A 19,758-nucleotide genomic window follows, 5' to 3' on the forward strand; every position below is an offset into this window, starting at 1 on the left:
AACCATCTGTATTTTGTTACAGGTGGTTTTTTTATGCCTGATTTCTAAGTAACACTACCGCACTTCCTATTCTACAATTCATTAGCGAACAATTGAAATCTTAAACACCTCAACGTTAGAATACTTTTCTAATTAACGTTTAAACACCTTATTATTGTTTGTTTTTACTTAAATTTGGTTTTCAATTACAACTAAAAACTCTAGTTTTAGTTCTAAAGTCAAACTTATGAAATTAAACTCCATGGTCGTAGAAATAGACGGAATCGACAAAGAAATTTTAAGATTCCTTATGGAAGACGCTCGCAAACCAATCCTCCAAATCGCGAATAAAATAGGAATTTCGGGAGCGGCTATTCATCAAAGATTGCGAAAACTCGAAGTGTCTGGAGTAATTTCAGGTTCAAAATTTGTCGTAAACCACAAAGTTCTTGGATACAACACCATGGCTTTTATTGGAGTTTACCTTGACAAAGCAGCCCGAAACCCAGAAGCTGTAAAGGAATTAAGAAAAATCCCCGAAGTCTTAGAATGTCATTTTACCACTGGAAACTGGTCTATATTGATTAAAATAATCTGTAGAGACAATCAGCATTTAATGCAATTGCTAAATTCTAAAATTCAAGTGATAGAAGGTGTTTCCAGAACAGAAACCTTCATTTCCTTAGATCAGCAAATTGACAGACAAATACAGCTCTAAAAAAATACACTTTAATTAAAATCCAAAAAAAATCCAAATCCCAGCTAATGGAATTTGGATTTTTTAGATATAACAACATCTTATTCCCTACTTCTTAGTTAGAATTTGAAGTTTTGAAATCGGAGTTTTTAAAGATTAATCTCTTTGACTACTGCCGCCCATATAAATGGAAACATAATACAATAAGGTAGCAATAGAACCTAAAGCAGCAACCAAATAAGTTCTAGCAGCCCACTTTAAAGCATCTTTAGCTCCAGCTTGCTCTTGTTGCGTAAGCATTCTTTTGTTCTCTAACCATGCCAAAGCGCGATGACTAGCATCATATTCTACAGGTAAAGTCACTAATGAAAAAACAGTTGTTGCAGCAAAAAGTACAATTCCGAAAAGCAATAATTGCGGAAAAGTATTCATTAACAAAATCCCTCCTAAAAGAATCCATTGCATATAAGTAGAGGCTACATTTACAAACGGAACCAATTTAGAACGCATAGTCAACCATTCATAACCTACAGCATGTTGTACCGCGTGACCACATTCGTGTGCCGCAACGGCTGCCGCAGCTGCATTGCGCTGGTTGTAAACCGCCTCACTTAGATTCACCGTTTTATCAACTGGATTATAATGATCTGTCAATTGACCAGCTACTGAAATCACACGTACATCGCGAATTCCATTATCTGCCAGCATCTTCTCGGCAATTTCAGCACCACTCATGCCATTTTGCAATTGCAGTTTAGAATAATGTGCAAATTTGCTTTTTAGCCTTGCGCTTACCGCCCAGCTTGCCAGCATGATTGCTCCGGCAAGAATTAAATAACTCATTCCCATAATTCAGTGTTTTATTTTTTAAAGTTACAAAGGAAATATCAAATTACGAACCAAATTTTGAAAATGCCAAATTGACATTGGTTAAATATTTATTAAATAATAATTTCGATCGAAAGAATGAAATTCCAAATAGAGAAATTCCAACCTTACAACAAGAACCTTTTTTTACAAAAAAAAAAAACCAAATCCCACTAATTGGAATTTGGTTTTTAAGTGTTGAATTATTTAAGAAATTTACCCTACCAAGTTAATGATTTTCCCAGGGACAATAATCACCTTATTTGGCGTTCTTCCTTCTAATTGTTTTATCGTTCTTTCGTCTTTCATAATGATTTCTTCGATTTGATCCTTGGTTAAATCCAAAGGCAATTCGATAGTGAAACGCATTTTTCCGTTAAAAGAAACAGGATATTCCTTACTACTTTCTATTAAATGTTTTGGTTCGAAAACAGGAAAAGGAACCGTTGCAATAGAACCTTCATGCCCTAATAACGACCACAACTCCTCAGCAATGTGCGGAGCATAAGGCGAAATCACGATAGCCAATGGTTCTAAAATAGCGCGAGAATGACAACCTTGAGTTGACAATTCATTCACACAAATCATAAACTGCGAAACTGAAGTATTGAAAGAGAAATTCTCAATATCATCGGCTACTTTTTTAATGGTTTTGTGTAATGTTTTTAAATTGTCTTTTGTTGGGACTTCATCAGTCACAATCAAATTGTGTTCGTCAAAATACAAACGACATAGTTTTTTCAAGAAACCAAATACTCCTGAAATACCTGCTGTGTTCCATGGTTTTGCTTGCTCTAATGGACCTAAGAACATTTCATACAAACGTAAAGTATCGGCTCCGTATTCATTGCAAATATCATCTGGAGTAACTACATTGTATTTAGACTTAGACATTTTTTCTACTTCGCGACCAACGATGTATTTTCCGTTGTCGTCACAAATGAAATCAGCATCTTTATAATATTCTCTCCACGCTTTAAACCTTTCAGTATCTAATTCATCTGATGAATTCACCATTGAAACATCGGCGTGAATAGGTGAAAAACTAATACTAATTTTAATTAATTCTGGAATTGACAAGTTTCTATTTTTATAATATTCATTGATTTTAGACTTAGTATAATCTTCACCTTTATCAATTACTTCTTTGGAAACAAATATTGTCAAATTATCCGTACACATTAATTGATAAGAAATTGCACTAGTCCCCAAGATCATTCCTTGATTGATTAATTTCTTGAATGGCTCTTCAGTAGGCGCAAAACCTTTATCTTTTAGGAATTTATTCCAAAAACGAGAGTACAACAAGTGTCCAGTCGCATGTTCGTTTCCACCAATGTACAAATCAACGCTTTCCCAATACGCCAAAGCTTCCTTGCTTGCAAACTCGTTTTCATTTTGAGGATCCATATAACGCATCCAATAAAATGAACTTCCCGCCCAACCTGGCATCGTATTCAATTCTAAAGGAAAAATAGTTTTATGATCAACTAAATCAGTATTTACAACTTCATTCTTAGCAGTGTCCCACGCCCAAACCTCAGCATTTCCTAAAGGCGGCAAACCGTCTTCTGTAGGTAAATATTTCTCTACTTCTGGGAGAATGATTGGCAAATATTGTGCATCGATCATCTGGGGCAAGCCATTCACATAATACACTGGAAATGGTTCTCCCCAATAGCGTTGGCGAGAGAAAACAGCATCACGCAAACGGTAATTAATTTTTCCTTTTCCTTGACCTAACGCTTCCAATTCGGCAATTGCTTTTTTTGTACCTTCTTTATACCCCATTCCATTTAGGAAATCCGAGTTTACTATTTGAAATCCTTCCTTCGCCCCAAAAGCTGCTTCAGAAATGTCTTTGTCAAAAATATTTTTAATTTCCGGCATTCCTCCCGAAGCTTCGGGATGACCTTTAAAGAAATTAGCAAAAGCATAATCTCTTTCGTCTCCACACGGAACAGCCATCACAGCACCTGTTCCATAACCTGCCAAAACATAATCTCCTATCCAAACTGGAATTGCTTCCTTAGTAAAAGGATGCTCAGCATAAGCTCCAGTAAAAACTCCCGAAATGGTTTTAACATCGGCCATACGCTCTCTTTCAGATCGTTTTGCTGTTTTTTCTATATACGCTTCAACCGCTGCTTTTTGTTCTGGAGTTGTAATTTGAGCCACCAATTCGTGCTCTGGAGCTAATGTCATAAACGTAACTCCAAAAATAGTATCTGGTCTTGTAGTAAACACATCAATATAATGTTGCTCACCATTCACTTCTGACGATTCACTTTTCACCTTAAAAGAAACCATCGCACCAACACTCTTTCCAATCCAGTTTCTCTGACTTTCTTTGATGCTTTCGCTCCAGTCAATATCATTCAATCCTTGCAACAAACGTTCTGCATAAGCGGAGATACGCATACTCCATTGGGTCATTTTTTTACGAACCACCGTGAATCCACCACGTTCTGAAACTCCGTTTACAATTTCGTCATTAGCTAAAACAGTTCCTAAACCCGGACACCAGTTCACTTCAGTCTCTGCTAAATACGTCAATCTGTATTGTAACAAAATTTTCTGCTGTTGCTCTTTTGCGTAAGCGTTCCACTCACTAGATGTAAAAGGCGCAATCTTATCATCACAAACTGCATTGACAGCGGCATTTCCATTTACCTCGAATAGGGCAACTAAAGTGGAGATATCTTCGGCTTTATCGTTGTCTTTGTTGTACCAAGAATTAAATAACTGGATGAAAATCCATTGGGTATGTTTGTAATAATCTGGATTAGAAGTGCGCACTTCTCTAGCCCAATCAAATGAAAATCCAATTTTGTCTAGTTGCTTTCTATATCCCGCAATTTTATTTCCTTCTTTATCAAATCCTCCATCAATATTAACCGAAGTGGTATCTTCAGGACGTTGTCCGGTTTGAATAGCATACTGTTCAGCTGGTAATCCAAAACTGTCATAACCCATTGGGTGCAACACATTAAAACCCTGATGCCTTTTATATCTTGCATACACATCTGAAGCGATATAACCCAGAGGATGTCCTACATGCAGTCCCGCGCCTGATGGATAAGGAAACATATCTAACACATAATGTTTTGGTTTTTCAGAGTTATTTACAGCGGCAAATGTTTGATTTTCTGCCCAATATTTTTGCCATTTGGCTTCTATCTCGTTCGGATTATATTTCATTCCCTTTTTATATTTTTATTTTAACGGAGTCATGCTGTCGCAAAAGCTCGAATCATTACCTTAGGCTACTAACCTTTCAAAGTGACAAAAACTATAACGTTCTGCATTTTAAGGTGGCAAATTTACGTTTATTGTACGAAAGTTGAAACTTTGGGCGTTATTAACTTCAAATAAAGAAATTCTTTATTATTTTTACCCCATAATTAAAGTAAACTATGAGTTCTTCATTTGATAGGTTTCAAAAACGCAGGTTAATTTCGTCTTATTTTTCGGTCGTTCTAAGTGTATTCTTAGTGCTATTCCTGTTAGGAATATTAGGTCTTTTTATAATAAATTCTAAAAAACTAGCAGACGACTTCAAGGAAAAAATTGCCATGACGGTATTTTTCAAAAACGAAGCTAATGACAGCATCTTAAAAACTTTTGGAACCAAATTAAAAACAGCTCCCTATGCAAGATCAACGGACTTTGTAACTAAAGAAGCAGCTGCTAAACAACATACTGATATAATAGGCGAAGATTTCATGACGTTTCTTGGTGAAAATCCTCTACAAAACTCATTCGACATTCACTTAAAAGCTGATTATGTTGAGAAGGATTCTATCGCTAAAATTGAGAAACAATTGCGTACCAATCCTATGATTTCAGATATTGTCTATGACAAACAATTAGTGAATTTAGTAAACGACAATATTAAAAAAGTGAGTTTGTGGATTTTAATAATCAGCGGATTCCTTGCTTTTATTGCAGTTTTATTAATCAATAGCTCATTGCGACTATCGATTTACTCCAACCGATTTATCATCAAAACCATGCAAATGGTAGGGGCAACAAAATCATTTATTAGAAAACCATTTGTGATGCGCAGTATAAAACTAGGAATGCTAGGTGCTACTTTAGCTATTATTGCACTTATCGGTGTGTTACTATATGTAGAAAATAGCTTTCCTGATTTAGGAATTCTTGAGAACAAACCTCTTATTGGGGGAGTTTTATTATCGGTGTTAGGAATTGGAATTTTGATTACTTGGTTAAGCACTCATTTTGCGACGCAGAAATTCTTGAACTTAAGAACAGACGACCTATATTAATTTCAGAATTTAAAAAGTAAAAAAGCATACATGAAAGACAAGGACCCAAAACACGAATTCCTTTTTGGAAAAATAAATTATAAAATTCTACTTATTGGAATTGGAGTAATTACCCTAGGGTTTATTCTAATGTCTGGCGGAGGAAGTGATGATCCTAACGTATATAGCGATGCTATATTTAGTTTTAGAAGAATACGCCTCGCTCCAACAACCGTTTTAATTGGTTTTGGAATTACAATTTACGCCATACTAAAAAATCCAAAGAACGCATAAATGAATACTTTTCAAGCACTTTTAATTGCCATTATCGAAGGATTGACAGAATTTCTTCCCGTTTCTTCAACAGCTCACATGGTATTTGTCAGCTCCTATTTTGGAATTCAAGAAGACGATTTTGTTAAACTTTTCCAAGTATCGATTCAATTTGGAGCGATTTTGGCCGTAGTGGCTTTGTATTGGAAAAAGTTTTTTGACTTTTCGAAATTTAATTTTTACATCAAATTAATTGCTGCAGTAATTCCAGCTTTGGTTCTAGGAAAATTATTCGATGACAAAATCGAAGCGGTTTTAGGCGATCCTGTCCCTATTGCAATTGTATTAATTATTGGGGGGATCATATTACTATTTGTCGACAGTCGTTTTCAGAACCCAACCGTGCTTAAAGAAGAAGATATTACTGTGAAAAAAGCAGTTATTATTGGTTTCTGGCAATGTTTAGCCATGATGCCAGGAACGAGCAGATCAGCTGCATCTATAATTGGTGGTATGCAACAAGGGCTTACTCGTCATGCTGCTGCAGAGTTCTCCTTTTTTCTAGCGGTGCCAACAATGTTAGCGGTAACCTGTTATTCTGTGTTTTTAAAGACGTACGAAACCTCTCAAATGAAAGGTTACGAGCTAATCTTAAAATCAGACGGGAATATAAAAATGTTTATAATAGGAAATCTAATTGCTTTTATCGTTGCGGTTTTAGCCATTAAATTTTTTATCGAAATCATCAAAAAATACGGTTTTAAACCTTGGGGTTGGTATCGAATTATTGTTGGTTCTTTCTTACTTATCTATTTCACATACCTAAATTAAACTCCTTTGCTAACTCCCGAAGACTACTTAAACGGACAAATTTTATTGATTGACAAGCCTTTGAATTGGACTTCCTTTCAGGCGGTAAATAAATTAAAATATGCGCTGATTAACAAACTGGGACTTCCTAAAAAATTTAAAATTGGTCATGCTGGAACTTTAGACCCTCTAGCCACTGGATTACTTTTAGTTTGTACTGGAAAGTTTACCAAAAGGATTACAGAACTTCAAGGCCAAGCCAAAGAATACACCGGAACTTTCTTCATTGGAGCCACAACCCCTTCTTACGATTTAGAAACGGAAATAGACGAGACCTTCCCTACTTCACATATCGACGAAGTATTAATCCACGAAACCGTGAAGCAATTTCTAGGTGAAATAGACCAAATTCCACCTATTTTTTCTGCTATAAAGAAAGAAGGTGTTAGACTATATGAGCATGCTCGTGCAGGCAAGAGCATAGAAATCGAATCTAGGAAAACTACCATTCACGAATTTGAAATTACTAGAATAGCACTTCCTGAAATTGATTTCAGAGTAGTCTGCAGTAAAGGGACTTACATTCGTTCTTTAGCTTTTGATTTTGGACGCGCCATGAATTCAGGTTCGCATTTAACAGCCTTGCGCCGTACAAAAATTGGTGATTATGATGTAAAAAACGGGGTAGATGTTATAGCATTCGAAGAAAATTTAGAATCAAAATAATCCTATTTTGAAGCTTCTAAAACCGCTTTTATTCCTATTACTATTCAGCGGAAGTCTTTTAGCCCAAGACAAAAAATAGGAGAAGAAACCAGAATTACACTGCAGCTAGGACTTGGAAAAGCAAACGCATTAAGTCGCGGTGACTTAACCGGAGAATATAAAAAGCTCAGCCTTGGGCTACAATCCTCAGATGACATTTTACTTTTTATCGAAATAAACCATTATGATTTTCCGATTAACAATCAAAGAGATTCAGGAAATATAAGTTTAGGGATTTCCTGAATCAGCTTTTAAATATTATTACTCTACTTCTTTGTCTAAGTCAAGCATCATCCAGATAATTTCGTCTTGAGAAGTCATTCCCTTATCGTGTAAATACCACAATTGCAAATCGGTTTTTGCTTGCTCATCAAGGACGCCATGTTCTTTTTTATAAGCAGCAATTAAATCGCTAGCTCCTTTTGGTCGTGGTCCCCAATGTGCTAATGCACCACTCGTTTCTTTATTGATAACAATAAGTTTCGGAATCGCTTTGCCTTTATTAGTCAAAAACATATTCATCAACTCTTCATTTTCATCGCGCAAAACAATTCTCATCTCTATTTTACCATCAGAAGCAGCGGTCATTTTATCAAATACAGGTAACAATTGTGCCGCATCTCCACACCAGCCTTCCGAAAGGACCAGCCAAATGTAATCGTACTTGAGAGCATTTAATTTAACAACATTCTCTTCTGGAATTTGTAATGTTTTCTCTAAGCGATTCATTCGAGTCTCATTTAAAAGACTGTAATTAGTTAATTCCGGAGACTGTTCATTACCTGTTGATTTATCTACTTTTAATAAATCTGTAATTAATTTCCTGTATTCGGCATACGAATGACTATTAAATAATGCTTTAGCAATCGATTTTTTCATGATTTATGGATATTTATGTAAAGTTAAAACAATTTAATAATTTTTAACATTACAAAAGTCACTTAAAAATAAGCAAAAGATTAATTTTAGAACAAATTAAAAAGAGAAATGGATTTTAATTCAAATTCAATTGGACTTGTACTTTCAGGCGGAGGATCAAAAGGCATTGCTCACGCAGGAGCCATTAAATTTCTAGAAGAGCAAAACATTCGCCCCAATCGAATTGCTGGCACAAGCGCCGGCGCAATTGTGGCAGCAATGTATTCCTGGGGAAAAAGCCCTGATGAGATTTTAGACTTTTTTAAATCGATATATTTATTTCAATGGAGGCATTTTACTTTTAAGAAAGCAGGCTTAGTAGATTCTGAGTCTTTTAAAGAATACTTTCACTACATATTTCAGGATGCCCTGATTGGAGAATTAAAAATTCCAACACAAATTACGGCAACAGACATGGTAAAAGGTCGCCTGAAGATATTTGACGCAGAAACAAAAATTATTGATGCCCTTTTAGCTTCTTCTGCTTTTCCTGGAATTATATCTCCTTACGAAATTAACGGCGATCTGTATAGTGACGGCGGAATTTTGAACCATTTCCCAACTGACATATTACAAGGACAATGTGATAATATTATTGGTGTTTATGTGAGTCCAATTCAAAAAATAGAAGCCAAGGATTTAAAATCGATAAGAGCAGTGACAACGCGAGCTTTTGATATTCTTTCTGCTAATTCTGATATGCATAAATTCAATATTTGCGAATGGGTAATCGAACCTAAAGAACTTAGTATTTACAGCACATTCGAGATGAACAAAGCAAAAATGAATGCTATTTTTAAAATTGGTTACGAAGCAGCAAAGAGCTCCTTTGAAAAACTTAATCTATAAAAATTAAGGGACACTATTTAAAAAAAAAGAATATGCCTATATTTGCAGCAAACAACTCAATATAGACATGAAATATAAAAGAATTCTTCTGAAATTAAGTGGTGAAGCTTTGATGGGCGACAGACAATATGGTATTGACCCAGTAAGGTTAGCTGAATATGCCGAAGAAATCAAAAAAATTCACGATAAAGGGATCGAAATCGCAATAGTAATAGGCGGCGGAAATATTTTTAGAGGAGTTGCAGGAGCCAGTAACGGAATGGATCGCGTACAAGGAGACTACATGGGAATGCTTGCTACGGTTATTAACGGAATGGCTTTACAAGGTGCTCTAGAAGACAAAGGAATGCTTACTCGCTTACAAACTGCATTAAAAATCGAAGCAATTGCTGAACCTTATATAAAAAGAAGAGCCGTTCGTCACCTTGAGAAAGGTAGAATAGTAATCTTTGGCGCTGGAACTGGAAATCCATATTTTACAACAGATACTGCAGCAGTTTTACGTGGTGTAGAAATACATGCCGACGTAATTTTGAAAGGAACACGTGTTGACGGAGTTTATGATTCAGATCCAGAGAAAAATGCAGACGCTGTAAAATTTGATTTTATTTCTTTTGACGATGTAATTAGAAAAGGATTGAATGTAATGGATTCTACTGCATTTACATTAAGCCAAGAAAATAAATTGCCTATCGTAATTTTCGACATGAACAAACAAGGTAATTTATTAAAAATCTGTGACGGAGAAAACATAGGAACAGTAGTAAATATATAATCCCTAAATCCCCGAAGGGGACTTAAAAATTGCAAATTATGACTGAAGAGATTGAATTTATATTAGATAGTACTAAGGAATCGATGATAGGTTCTATTGAACACTTAGAAAAAGAGTTTCTAAATATTCGCGCAGGAAAAGCTTCTCCAGCGATGCTAGGAAGTGTCTTTGTAGATTATTATGGTTCAGCCACACCACTTTCTCAAGTGGCTAAAATAAGTGTTCCAGATGCAAGAACGATTACTTTGCAGCCTTTTGAAAGAAACATGCTTCATACAATCGAAAAAGCAATCATGATCGCTAATATTGGATTTAATCCAATGAACAATGGTGATATCGTTATTATCAGCGTTCCGCCATTAACTGAGGAAAGAAGACGCGATCTTGCGAAACAGGCAAAAGTAGAAGCTGAAGACGCTAAAATAGGTATTAGAAATGCACGTAAAGATGCGAATACTGATATCAAAAAATTAGAAAAAGAGGGAACATCAGAAGACATTTGTAAGAGTGCCGAAGAAGAAGTGCAAATCTTAACAAATACTTATATCAAAAAAATAGACGAACATCTTGCGGTTAAAGAAGCCGAAATCATGAAGGTTTAATTTTTTGACCAACAACTTTAAAATCCGTCTCGTTTAAATAATGAGACGGATTTTTTATTCTTATTTTTGCGGCAACAAAACGAAACTGCAATCGTTCTCTAATAAAACGGCATCTATGAAGCATTTTTGGCTATTGCTTTTACTCTTTACGATTTCCATTCAGGCTCAGTTTCAGATCAACGGAATTGTAAAAGATGCTACAGCAAACAAACCACTTGCTTTTGCAACCATTACTTATGCAGATGGAGCCACTACGATTTCTGATGTCGACGGAAAATTTAATATTGTATCAAAAAAAGAAATCGCCTTTTTTAACGTTTCTTATATTGGTTATCTAAAAACAAAAGTCCCTGTGCTTTTCGGGAAAAATTATTATGCGGTTTTCTTAATTCTAAAAACAGACAATTTAAAAGAAGTTGTTATTTCGAATAAAAATCCCGCCCTAGCAATAATTAAAAAGGCAATTGAAAATAAAAACAAGAATAACCCGCAAAAGAAGTTAAGTAGTTTCGAATTTAAATCTTACAACAAACTAATTGTTTCGGCTCATCCTGATTCATTAAAAGGCGAAATCGACTCGGTGTTTATTGAGAATTCCATTGGCAAAACCTTCTCAAAAATCGATTCCTCTGCCCATAAATTTAAAGAGATCGTAAGCAAGCAACATTTATTTCAAACCGAGAAAGTTTCGCAATACCAGTTTGGAAACCAGAAATTAAAAGAAACAATTTTAGGAACTAAAATGGCTGGTTTTAAGCAACCCATCTATGAGATTTTAGGGTTTAATCTACAATCTTTTTCGGTTTACGACTCCAGTTACGAACTTTTTGAAACAAAATACAACAGCCCAATTGCTACTGATGCCCAGCTGGATTACAATTATAAATTACTAGACACCATCGCCATCAATGGCAGACCGTCTTACATGATTTATTTTAAAAATAAAAAGAAGAGTAAAGCTTCTGGACTTGAAGGCGTGCTGTATATTGACCAAAATAATTTTGCCGTTTCTAAGGCTGTCATGCGAATAAAAGGTGTTCTTGATATCAGTGGAATCCACGAATTTCAATATATTCCTCAAGAAGAAATTTGGTTTCCCATGAGCAAAACTTTTAAAATTGTAAAAGGAAAAAATGACGATGATATAAAGATTCTTGGTGGAACGGTTCAGTTTGACGGCGATGTAGAAAAAGATTTTAAACCTAGAAAGAAAACAGCTTCTGATTTTACTTACCTAGTCTCTAAAACTGATAATTTTGATATCCAATACAACACCTCTATTAAGATTAAACAAAGTTATATTTCTGTCGAAATAAAAGAGGATGCCATTAATAAACCGGATAGTTTTTGGGAATCCTTCCGAAAGGATAGTTTAGATATTCGAAGCCAAAAAACATATTCTGGCTTAGACAGTATCGCCGTTAAGAGAAGAATTGCCAGCCGAATTCGTTTTGGACGAAAAGTCATTAATGGCTATTTACCTTTAGTCTTTTTTGACATGGACTTGCGCAAAATTATCAGCTATAACAACTACGAAGGCTTCCGATTGGGTTTTGGCGGAATTACAAATGACCAGTTTTCGAAAAATTTCAGAATTGAAGGCTACTCCGCTTACGGAACAAAAGATGGAAATTTTAAATATAACGCTGGTTTGTCTGCACGAGTGGGTAAACTTTCTGATTCTTGGATTGGCGCATCATATACTGACGATGTCAGGGAAATCGCAAACACCTTATATGTTATCGAAAAAAGGCCTTTTAAACTCTATGATCCAAGACCTATAAACATTAGTACTTTTTACAATTATGTGACTTGGAAAGCCACATTCAAAACTCAAATTCTACCAAAAACAGAAAGTATCTGGACACTGAATCGTTCCGAAATCGAACCAAAATTCGATTATGTCTATAACCTAAATGGCAAATTATATCCCAATTATATCATGACAACGGCGATGGCCTCGTTGCAATGGAATCCTTTTAGTGATTATATGCAAACGCCAAACGGCAGAGTTGAGGTGGAAAAACGTTTTCCTAAATTTACGCTGCAGTTTACACAATCATTACCTAATGTATTGGAGGATGATTTTAAATTCAGCAAAATCGATTTCAAAACCGAATATGAGAAAAAATATCTAGACGGACAAAAAACTAATTTACTTTTTGAAGCAGGATTTGCGACGGGAGACCTTCCGTTAACACATTTGTACAATACTTCTCCCAATAATATTACTAAAGAATCTATTATTGAAAGAATCACCTTTGGAGGAAAAAACAGTTTTGAAACGATGTATTTCAACGAATTTTTCTCGAGTGAGTTCGTCTATTTCCAAATTAAACACGGATTCAATAGAGTTACTATTTTCAAAAAAGTCAAACCTACCTTTGTATTAGTCTCTAGAATGGCCTGGGGAAATTTGCAAAAACCAGAACAGCACCTCGGCTTAGATTACAAAACCTTAAACGAAGGCTATTTTGAATCGGGAATAGAACTCAATCAAATTTTCAAGGGATTAGGCCTCACCGCATTTTACCGTTATGGCCCAAATCAGTTGCCGAGATTAGAAGACAATATTGCCATCAAATTGAGTTTTACATTGAATCTAGGGCTTTAATGATTCGATACATACTTTAATCCGATAATAGAAGCAATTAAGGTCGTCAAAAAGAAGATTCTCCAAAAAGTAGCTGGTTCTTTAAATATAAAAATACCTACTAAAACAGTTCCTACAGCACCAATTCCAGTCCACACCGCATAAGCAGTCCCGATTGGTAATTCCTGTGTTGCTTTATACAACAAAATCATACTTATGCTCAGGCAAATTAAAAAACCAAGCATCCAATAAGTTGATTCGATACCTTTTGTTTCATTGGCTTTACCTAAACAAGAAGCAAAACCCACTTCGAACAATCCACCAATGACTAATAAAATCCAATTCATAATTTACGGTTTAATAATTAAAACAGAAGGAACGCCTATTAACCAGTCGCTGTTTGAGTCTATTAATGATTTCCAACTTTCAAGGCTAATGATCATTAAGTCTTGTTTTTCCAGAAAAGGCACGCTTACCACCTTATCAGTGACTATTGTTAAATTGTCAGGATGTATTTGTTGTAAAGAAGTCACTGCGCTTTGAATCACAAAATTGTTCTTAACGTGCCCGTTTACATCTAAAAGCGTTATTGTAGAATTATTGTTATAAATTATTTTTTGGGCGTAGTCAATTAAAAATGAATCATCTGATTTAAAAACTGGCATAAAAACGCGGTCAATTTTCTGGAATTCTTTGTCAATCAATATTCCTAAAGGCATTTTTGTTTTGGCCACGACTTGTCGGGTTCTTTCGTCAAAAGGAGAGTTTTCAAACAATCCTTCTTTACCCGTGAATTTATCAATCAACCGATCGGGATTTATGATTCTAGTGGTAAATCCAATTACTTTGCCCAAAATGGTTCCATCAAAAATAGATTGTCCTAAACCAATCAAGAGCAAATCGTAATCTCCTTGATTTGCCACATCAGCAATCTCAGATTCAATATCAGTCGTTGCTTTAAAAATAGTGTCAATTTCGAGATTTAACTCCTTTGATTCTTCAAAAATAGGAGAGAAACTTTCTTTCTCTTTTTGTGCCAAATTAAAAGAATGCAGTTCGTCGCTCAAGGAAAGATGCATTGCAGTAATCGTAGAGTTACTTTTTTGTTTTTTGGTCAAGCTATTTGCTAGACGCAAAAGTGATTTCCCCTTCTCGTCGTTTCCAAATGAAAATAGGATTCGGTATTTACTTGACTCGGCAATTTCCTCGGCATCAGGCACATTTTTATTTTTGAACACAAAATTAATTAGATCTAAAGCCGGTCCGGTCATAAAAGTGGTTACTAGCGCCATGATCACCATCATTGTAAAAACTTCGGGCGTCAGTACTTTTAGCTCTAAACCTATATTTAGTACAATCAATTCCATTAATCCTCTTGTATTCATCAAGGCACCAATGGTTAAGCTATCCTTCCAGTTTTGCCCCACAAATTTTGCGGCCAGCGCGCTTCCCAGAAACTTACCCACAACAGCCACCATAATAATTGCCGCGGTCACTTTCCATAAATAAGGATCGTTTATAAGACCGATTTCTGTTTTTAATCCGGTAAATACAAAAAACAAAGGCAATAAAAGAATCACCGAAACGTCTTCTACTTTATCAATAAATATCATTCGGAATTTAGAAATATCCGGCATAATCGAACCCATCATAAAAGCTCCAAAAAGAGCATGAATACCAATTACTTCTGTAGCATAAGAGGAAAGAATTAGAAATAGAAAGAAAATAGCCATAACCGGTTTGCCAATATTATCTTTTGATCCATGTAAATCGCCTATTCTTTTCAAGAAAGGTTTAACGATAAAAATCATTGCCATAACATAAACTATAGCTAGAGAAACAACATACAGCGAACTAACAAAATCTCCTGCCTTTACAATTGCGATAACCACTGCTAAGAGACACCAAGCAGTAATATCATCCGCAGCGGCACAAGTAATGACTATGGCGCCAAGTTTAGTTTTATGAATTTCTCTTTCTTGAACGATTCTTGCCAAAACAGGAAAAGCAGTTATACTCATGGCGATTCCCATAAACAAACTAAAAGAAAGAAATTGAACACCTTCGGGTGCAAATTGATCGAATACAAAATAAGATAAACCAATTCCCAGCGCAAAAGGAAAAACGATACTGGCGTGACTGATCACAACCGCTTCACTCGCTTTGTTTTTAAGTACTTTAATATCGAGTTCCATACCTATGACAAACATGAAAAGAATCAATCCTATCTGGCTTAGGAACTTTAAATTCCCCAAGGATTCAACTGGAAACAAAGTCGCAGAAAAATCAGGAAAATACATTCCCAATAAAGAGGGACCTAACACAATTCCCGCTATAATCTCCCCAATTACTGTGGGCTGTCCAATTTTCTTGAAAATCCAACCAAAAAGTCGGGCTACCAGGATAATCATTACAATTTGTGCCAAAAGTATTGCTAATGGATCTTGAAAATTATGTACCATAGAAGCTATAAAATCATTCCAAGAACTATGTGGTGTTTCTGAAATGACAACATTATTCCTTTTTTCAAGCAGCTTCCCCTTTGCAATTATCCAATAAATCAATATCGTGAAACCTCCCGTTATTGTTATATAAAACAAAGTATTTTTATATTTTTTAAAATCCATTGTAACGTAGCGTATTATTTTATAAAAGCACACAAAGATGTGAAATTCTACAATATGTTTTACAAGCCAAATATTAATTTTAAAAAAGGCATTAAAAAACTACGAAAACAATGATAAAACGAACTCAAAAACCGATAAAAAAAACAACATAATTTATGGCTTTTGCAGTGGTTTTCACTACATTTGCACCCATTTTTAACAGACTTATGAAAAAGAAATTTAAAGTAGGATTTTGGGAATTTATTGCCCGTATCGTACTTAAAAACAGAATTATCATCCTGGGCGTTATCGCTTTTATCACACTTTTTTTAGCCCTGCAATGGAAAAACATACAGTTTTCTTTTACAGAAGCTAATCTACTGCCAGACGATCACATTGTAAATACAGAATACAATGCCTTTCTAGACATGTTTGGGGAAGAAGGAAATTTAATTGTTGTAGGCGTTAAAGACGATACTTTTTTTACGCCAAAAGCATTTGCTGCTTGGACTAAATTAATGAATGAGTTCAAAGCGCAAAAAGAAGTCGATCTGATTATCTCCATAAATGACTTGAAGAAACTGCAGAAAAATGAAAACCTTCAAACCTTTGAGCTTCTGCCATTTGTTGACAGCAAAAAAACTACAAATCAGGATTATTTAAATACTGTCAAGAAGGATTTGTTCGAAAACATGCCTTTTTATGAAGGCTTACTTTTTAATAAAAAAAATGGAACTATCCGATCTGCTATTTATTTGGATAAAGAAATAGTCAACACCGCACAACGTAAAGATTATATCGTTCAAGATTTTATCCCAAAAATAGAAGCTTTTGAAAAAGAGACTGGCATTGATTTACGCGTTTCGGGAATGCCATACATTAGAACACTAAATGCGATTAGCATCAAAAATGAAATTAGTTTGTTCATTGGCGCTTCGTTATTGTTAACCTCGTTGATATTCTTTTTCTTTTTCCGCTCCTTCAGAGCTACATTAATCGCTATTTTGATTGTGATTATTGGAGTAATGTGGACCTTTGGACTTCTAGGATTATTCCATTATCAAATCACCGTACTTACCGCTCTGGTACCTACACTTGTTATCGTAATCGGAATTCCAAATTGTATTTTCCTGACTAATAAATACCAACAGGAATATGTTGCTCATGGAAATAAAGCCCGTGCATTGCAGCGTGTAATTACAAAGGTAGGAACGGCAACCTTGATGACGAACTTAACTACAGCTGCCGGTTTTGCCACTTTTATCATTACTAATAGTGAATTGCTGAAAGAGTTTGGTATCATATCCTCATTGAGTATTGTTGCCTTGTTCTTTTTATGCCTTATTATTATACCTATTTATTACAGCTATCAGCCAGTTCCAAAAGATAAACACCTGAAACATTTAAGCCTCAATTACACCAAAGTGTTTATGGCTTGGATCGAAAAAATGGTAAAATACAACAGACGACATGTTTACCTGGTAGCTATATTTCTATTTTTAATAAGCAGTATTGGTGCTTTTAAAATTAAGACATCTGGAAGTTTAATTGAAGACATGCCTAAAAACACAGGTTTCTTTAAAGACATTCTTTTTTTCGAAGAAGAATTTGAAGGTATCATGCCACTGGAAATCACAGTCGATACCAAAAGAAAGAAAGGAGTAATGAAACTATCTACATTAAAAAAGATAGACGAACTTCAAGAAACAATTGAAGAAATTCCTGAACTTTCTAAACCTGTCTCCATTCTTAATCTAGTAAAATATTCTAAGCAAGCCTACTACAATGGTAATCCTGAATATTACGAACTGCCTACTTCACAGGAGCAAAGTTTTATCTTGGGTTACGCCAAAAACGCAACTAAAGATACGCAAAACAACATCATGAAAAGTTATGTAGATAGTACAGGCCAAGTGGCTCGCATCACTACTTTCATGAGAGATATTGGAACCGGTAACATGGCGACAATTGAAAATAAGCTCTGGACGAAAATCAATAAAATATTCCCTTCTGACCGCTATAATGTAGTGATGACCGGAAAAGCTTTAGTTTTCGAAAAAGGAACCAAATACTTACTGAACAATTTATTGATGTCTCTGCTTTTTGCAGTATTTCTGATTTCTATGTTGATGGTTTTCATGTTTCGATCCTTCAAAATGGTGATTGTTTCCTTAATACCAAATCTCTTGCCGCTAATGATTACCGCGGGATTAATGGGTTATTTTGGAATTCCGTTAAAACCATCCACCATATTAGTATTTAGTATTGCTTTTGGACTTTCTGTTGATGACACTATCCATTTCTTGGCACAATACCGTCAGGAATTAACTCGAAATAATTGGAAAATTAAGCGCTCTGTTTTTGCTACCATAAGAGAATCTGGACTGAGTATGTTCTATACCTCGGTGGTTTTATTTACAGGTTTTTCTGTTTTCATGCTGTCCGATTTTGGTGGAACCGTAGCCCTTGGTGGATTGATAGCGATTACATTAGCTTTCGGGATGTTGTCTAACTTGATGTTATTGCCTTGTTTGGTTTTAACACTAAACAAATCATTGGCAAACAAACAGGAATTCATCGAACCTAAAATCGATGTTTTGAGTAAGCCAGACACAGATACCGAAGATTCTGATAAGTAAGCGGTACGTTAAAAAAAGTTATACAAAGCTTCCCTTCTTGATTGAACGGAAGCTTTTTTTTGCTTCATAATTAATGTCTAAAAAAATATAATTGGTAGTTTAATTCGTTTTTTAAACTAATTCCATTATCTTATCGACTTAGATTTTTAATCTAAAAGTGGAGTCCAGTGACCACTAAAATAAACGGGGCGAAATCGAAAAGCCTAATGAGTAGAAAAACAAAAAAGCATAAAAAATGGAGCAACAAGTTATCGTTGTAAACAATTACCTAGAAAAAATAACGGATTTTGGATTTGAATATGCACCTAAATTAGTAGGCGCTATTATAGTACTATTTATTGGATTATGGGTAAGTAATCTAATAACTAAAGGTGTTAGAAAATCACTAGAAAAATCAAATATTGATCAATCTCTTGTCCCTTTTTTAAGAAGTATTACAAACATAATATTGAAAGTATTATTAGCTATCACGGTCATGGGAATGATAGGTATCCAAATGACTTCTTTTGTAGCAATTATTGGAGCCGCTGGTTTAGCAGTTGGACTAGCTCTGTCTGGAACACTTCAGAATTTTGCGGGTGGAGTAATTATTCTGATTTTAAAACCGTTTAAAATAGGAGATTTCATCGAAGCGCAAGGCTACACAGGAACCGTAAAGGAAATTAGCATTTTTTCGACCCTGTTGAATACGGTGGATAAAAAGTTAATTATTATTCCGAACGGACCTCTGTCAACCGATGCACTAACTAATTTTTCTGCTGAACCTACGCGAAGAGTCGATTGGACCTATGGAATTGCATACGGTGACGACCTAGAGAATTTCAAAAAAGCAATTAATGATTTCATAGCTGAGGACCCAAGAATTCTGCAGGATCCTGCGCCTTTTATTGGGCTTTCTGAATTAGCAGGTAGCTCTGTCAATTTTGCAGTTAGAGTATGGGTAGATAGTCCGGATTATTGGGATGTGTTTTATGATATGAATGAGAAAGTTTACACCCGTTTTGGGGAGTACAAACTCAATATTCCGTTTCCACAAATGGATGTATACGTTCACAAAAACCAATAGAGAAATCATAACAATCACTGCAAAGTATTTATTGTGATTTTTTAGAGC

General features: G+C 35.1%; 16 protein-coding genes. 11 read left to right on the top strand and 5 right to left on the bottom strand.

Annotation, left to right across the window (positions count from 1 at the left end; all coding sequences use genetic code 11):
• The first annotated feature begins 226 nt into the window (after positions 1-226).
• Positions 227-697 (top strand): Lrp/AsnC family transcriptional regulator, encoded by a 471-nt coding sequence (locus E0F98_RS02510; protein ID WP_132108868.1) that lies wholly within the window; start codon positions 227-229, stop codon positions 695-697.
• A gap of 135 nt (positions 698-832) precedes the next feature.
• Here E0F98_RS02510 and E0F98_RS02515 read toward each other — a convergent pair whose 3' ends face one another.
• Entirely contained in the window at positions 833-1,525 is a 693-nt protein-coding gene (locus E0F98_RS02515; RefSeq protein WP_132108870.1) for a zinc metallopeptidase, read from the bottom strand.
• Between the two features lie 234 nt (positions 1,526-1,759).
• Entirely contained in the window at positions 1,760-4,744 is a 2,985-nt protein-coding gene (locus E0F98_RS02520) for a leucine--tRNA ligase (RefSeq protein WP_132108872.1), read from the bottom strand.
• A gap of 215 nt (positions 4,745-4,959) precedes the next feature.
• Between E0F98_RS02520 and E0F98_RS02525 the strand changes: the two genes are divergently transcribed.
• Genes E0F98_RS02525 through truB form a run of 4 tightly spaced genes read left to right on the top strand, consistent with a single transcriptional unit; the run spans position 4,960 to position 7,623 of the window.
• Entirely contained in the window at positions 4,960-5,835 is an 876-nt protein-coding gene (locus E0F98_RS02525) for a cell division protein FtsX (protein ID WP_132108874.1), read from the top strand.
• A 30-nt stretch (positions 5,836-5,865) separates the two neighbouring features.
• Positions 5,866-6,108, top strand: coding sequence for a DUF3098 domain-containing protein (locus E0F98_RS02530; protein WP_132108876.1), 243 nt, complete (start codon positions 5,866-5,868; stop codon positions 6,106-6,108).
• Positions 6,109-6,918: an undecaprenyl-diphosphate phosphatase gene (locus E0F98_RS02535; RefSeq protein WP_132108878.1), complete on the top strand. Its 810-nt coding sequence runs from the start codon at positions 6,109-6,111 to the stop codon at positions 6,916-6,918. It begins immediately after the preceding gene.
• Positions 6,919-6,924: 6 nt separating this feature from the next.
• A complete protein-coding gene (gene truB / locus E0F98_RS02540; protein WP_132108880.1) occupies positions 6,925-7,623 on the top strand; it encodes a tRNA pseudouridine(55) synthase TruB in 699 nt (232 codons plus the stop codon).
• A 300-nt stretch (positions 7,624-7,923) separates the two neighbouring features.
• On the opposite strand, the gene E0F98_RS02550 is transcribed toward truB, so the two are convergent.
• On the bottom strand, positions 7,924-8,541 hold the full coding sequence (locus E0F98_RS02550) for a thioredoxin family protein (RefSeq protein ID WP_132108882.1): 618 nt from the start codon (positions 8,539-8,541) through the stop codon (positions 7,924-7,926).
• 108 nt (positions 8,542-8,649) lie between these two features.
• Between E0F98_RS02550 and E0F98_RS02555 the strand changes: the two genes are divergently transcribed.
• The 4 genes from E0F98_RS02555 (at position 8,650) to E0F98_RS02570 (ending at position 13,420) form a co-directional block, all read left to right on the top strand.
• Positions 8,650-9,429, top strand: a complete 780-nt coding sequence (locus tag E0F98_RS02555) for a patatin-like phospholipase family protein (protein WP_132108884.1) — start codon at positions 8,650-8,652, stop codon at positions 9,427-9,429.
• Positions 9,430-9,496: 67 nt separating this feature from the next.
• Positions 9,497-10,204 carry a UMP kinase gene (gene pyrH / locus E0F98_RS02560; protein WP_132108886.1) on the top strand — a complete coding sequence of 236 codons (708 nt, stop codon included), beginning with the start codon at positions 9,497-9,499 and terminating at the stop codon, positions 10,202-10,204.
• Between the two features lie 38 nt (positions 10,205-10,242).
• Positions 10,243-10,806 carry a ribosome recycling factor gene (gene frr, locus E0F98_RS02565; protein ID WP_132108888.1) on the top strand — a complete coding sequence of 188 codons (564 nt, stop codon included), beginning with the start codon at positions 10,243-10,245 and terminating at the stop codon, positions 10,804-10,806.
• A 115-nt stretch (positions 10,807-10,921) separates the two neighbouring features.
• Positions 10,922-13,420, top strand: a complete 2,499-nt coding sequence (locus tag E0F98_RS02570) for a DUF5686 family protein (RefSeq protein ID WP_132108890.1) — start codon at positions 10,922-10,924, stop codon at positions 13,418-13,420.
• Here the strand turns inward: E0F98_RS02570 and E0F98_RS02575 are convergent.
• Together E0F98_RS02575 and E0F98_RS02580 are read right to left on the bottom strand one after the other, a co-directional pair.
• Positions 13,417-13,746: a DMT family transporter gene (locus E0F98_RS02575; RefSeq protein WP_132108892.1), complete on the bottom strand. Its 330-nt coding sequence runs from the start codon at positions 13,744-13,746 to the stop codon at positions 13,417-13,419. The genes E0F98_RS02570 and E0F98_RS02575 overlap by 4 nt on opposite strands.
• A gap of 3 nt (positions 13,747-13,749) precedes the next feature.
• The gene (locus E0F98_RS02580) at positions 13,750-16,026 is read right to left on the bottom strand and encodes a cation:proton antiporter domain-containing protein (protein WP_132108894.1); all 2,277 of its coding nucleotides are present in this window, start codon (positions 16,024-16,026) and stop codon (positions 13,750-13,752) included.
• A 206-nt stretch (positions 16,027-16,232) separates the two neighbouring features.
• Here E0F98_RS02580 and E0F98_RS02585 point away from each other — a divergent pair, with 206 nt between their 5' ends.
• Together E0F98_RS02585 and E0F98_RS02590 are read left to right on the top strand one after the other, a co-directional pair.
• Positions 16,233-18,644: an efflux RND transporter permease subunit gene (locus E0F98_RS02585; RefSeq protein WP_132108896.1), complete on the top strand. Its 2,412-nt coding sequence runs from the start codon at positions 16,233-16,235 to the stop codon at positions 18,642-18,644.
• Positions 18,645-18,879: 235 nt separating this feature from the next.
• Entirely contained in the window at positions 18,880-19,710 is an 831-nt protein-coding gene (locus E0F98_RS02590) for a mechanosensitive ion channel family protein (RefSeq protein WP_132108898.1), read from the top strand.
• The last annotated feature ends 48 nt before the right edge of the window (positions 19,711-19,758 follow it).

The sequence above is a fragment of the Flavobacterium hiemivividum genome (assembly GCF_004349145.1).
In the GTDB taxonomy this organism is placed as follows: Bacteria; Bacteroidota; Bacteroidia; order Flavobacteriales; family Flavobacteriaceae; genus Flavobacterium; species Flavobacterium hiemivividum.

Bases quoted from the DNA above. Each gene is read 5' to 3' on its own strand.
- E0F98_RS02550 (WP_132108882.1), bottom strand. From the start codon at position 8,541: ATGAAAAAATCGATTGCTAAAGCATTATTTAATAGTCATTCGTATGCC.
- E0F98_RS02585 (WP_132108896.1), top strand. From the start codon at position 16,233: ATGAAAAAGAAATTTAAAGTAGGATTTTGGGAATTTATTGCCCGTATC.
- E0F98_RS02530 (WP_132108876.1), top strand. From the start codon at position 5,866: ATGAAAGACAAGGACCCAAAACACGAATTCCTTTTTGGAAAAATAAAT.
- E0F98_RS02535 (WP_132108878.1), top strand. From the start codon at position 6,109: ATGAATACTTTTCAAGCACTTTTAATTGCCATTATCGAAGGATTGACA.
- E0F98_RS02580 (WP_132108894.1), bottom strand. From the start codon at position 16,026: ATGGATTTTAAAAAATATAAAAATACTTTGTTTTATATAACAATAACG.
- pyrH (WP_132108886.1), top strand. From the start codon at position 9,497: ATGAAATATAAAAGAATTCTTCTGAAATTAAGTGGTGAAGCTTTGATG.
- E0F98_RS02520 (WP_132108872.1), bottom strand. From the start codon at position 4,744: ATGAAATATAATCCGAACGAGATAGAAGCCAAATGGCAAAAATATTGG.
- E0F98_RS02590 (WP_132108898.1), top strand. From the start codon at position 18,880: ATGGAGCAACAAGTTATCGTTGTAAACAATTACCTAGAAAAAATAACG.
- E0F98_RS02510 (WP_132108868.1), top strand. From the start codon at position 227: ATGAAATTAAACTCCATGGTCGTAGAAATAGACGGAATCGACAAAGAA.
- E0F98_RS02555 (WP_132108884.1), top strand. From the start codon at position 8,650: ATGGATTTTAATTCAAATTCAATTGGACTTGTACTTTCAGGCGGAGGA.
- E0F98_RS02525 (WP_132108874.1), top strand. From the start codon at position 4,960: ATGAGTTCTTCATTTGATAGGTTTCAAAAACGCAGGTTAATTTCGTCT.
- frr (WP_132108888.1), top strand. From the start codon at position 10,243: ATGACTGAAGAGATTGAATTTATATTAGATAGTACTAAGGAATCGATG.
- E0F98_RS02575 (WP_132108892.1), bottom strand. From the start codon at position 13,746: ATGAATTGGATTTTATTAGTCATTGGTGGATTGTTCGAAGTGGGTTTT.
- E0F98_RS02515 (WP_132108870.1), bottom strand. From the start codon at position 1,525: ATGGGAATGAGTTATTTAATTCTTGCCGGAGCAATCATGCTGGCAAGC.
- E0F98_RS02570 (WP_132108890.1), top strand. From the start codon at position 10,922: ATGAAGCATTTTTGGCTATTGCTTTTACTCTTTACGATTTCCATTCAG.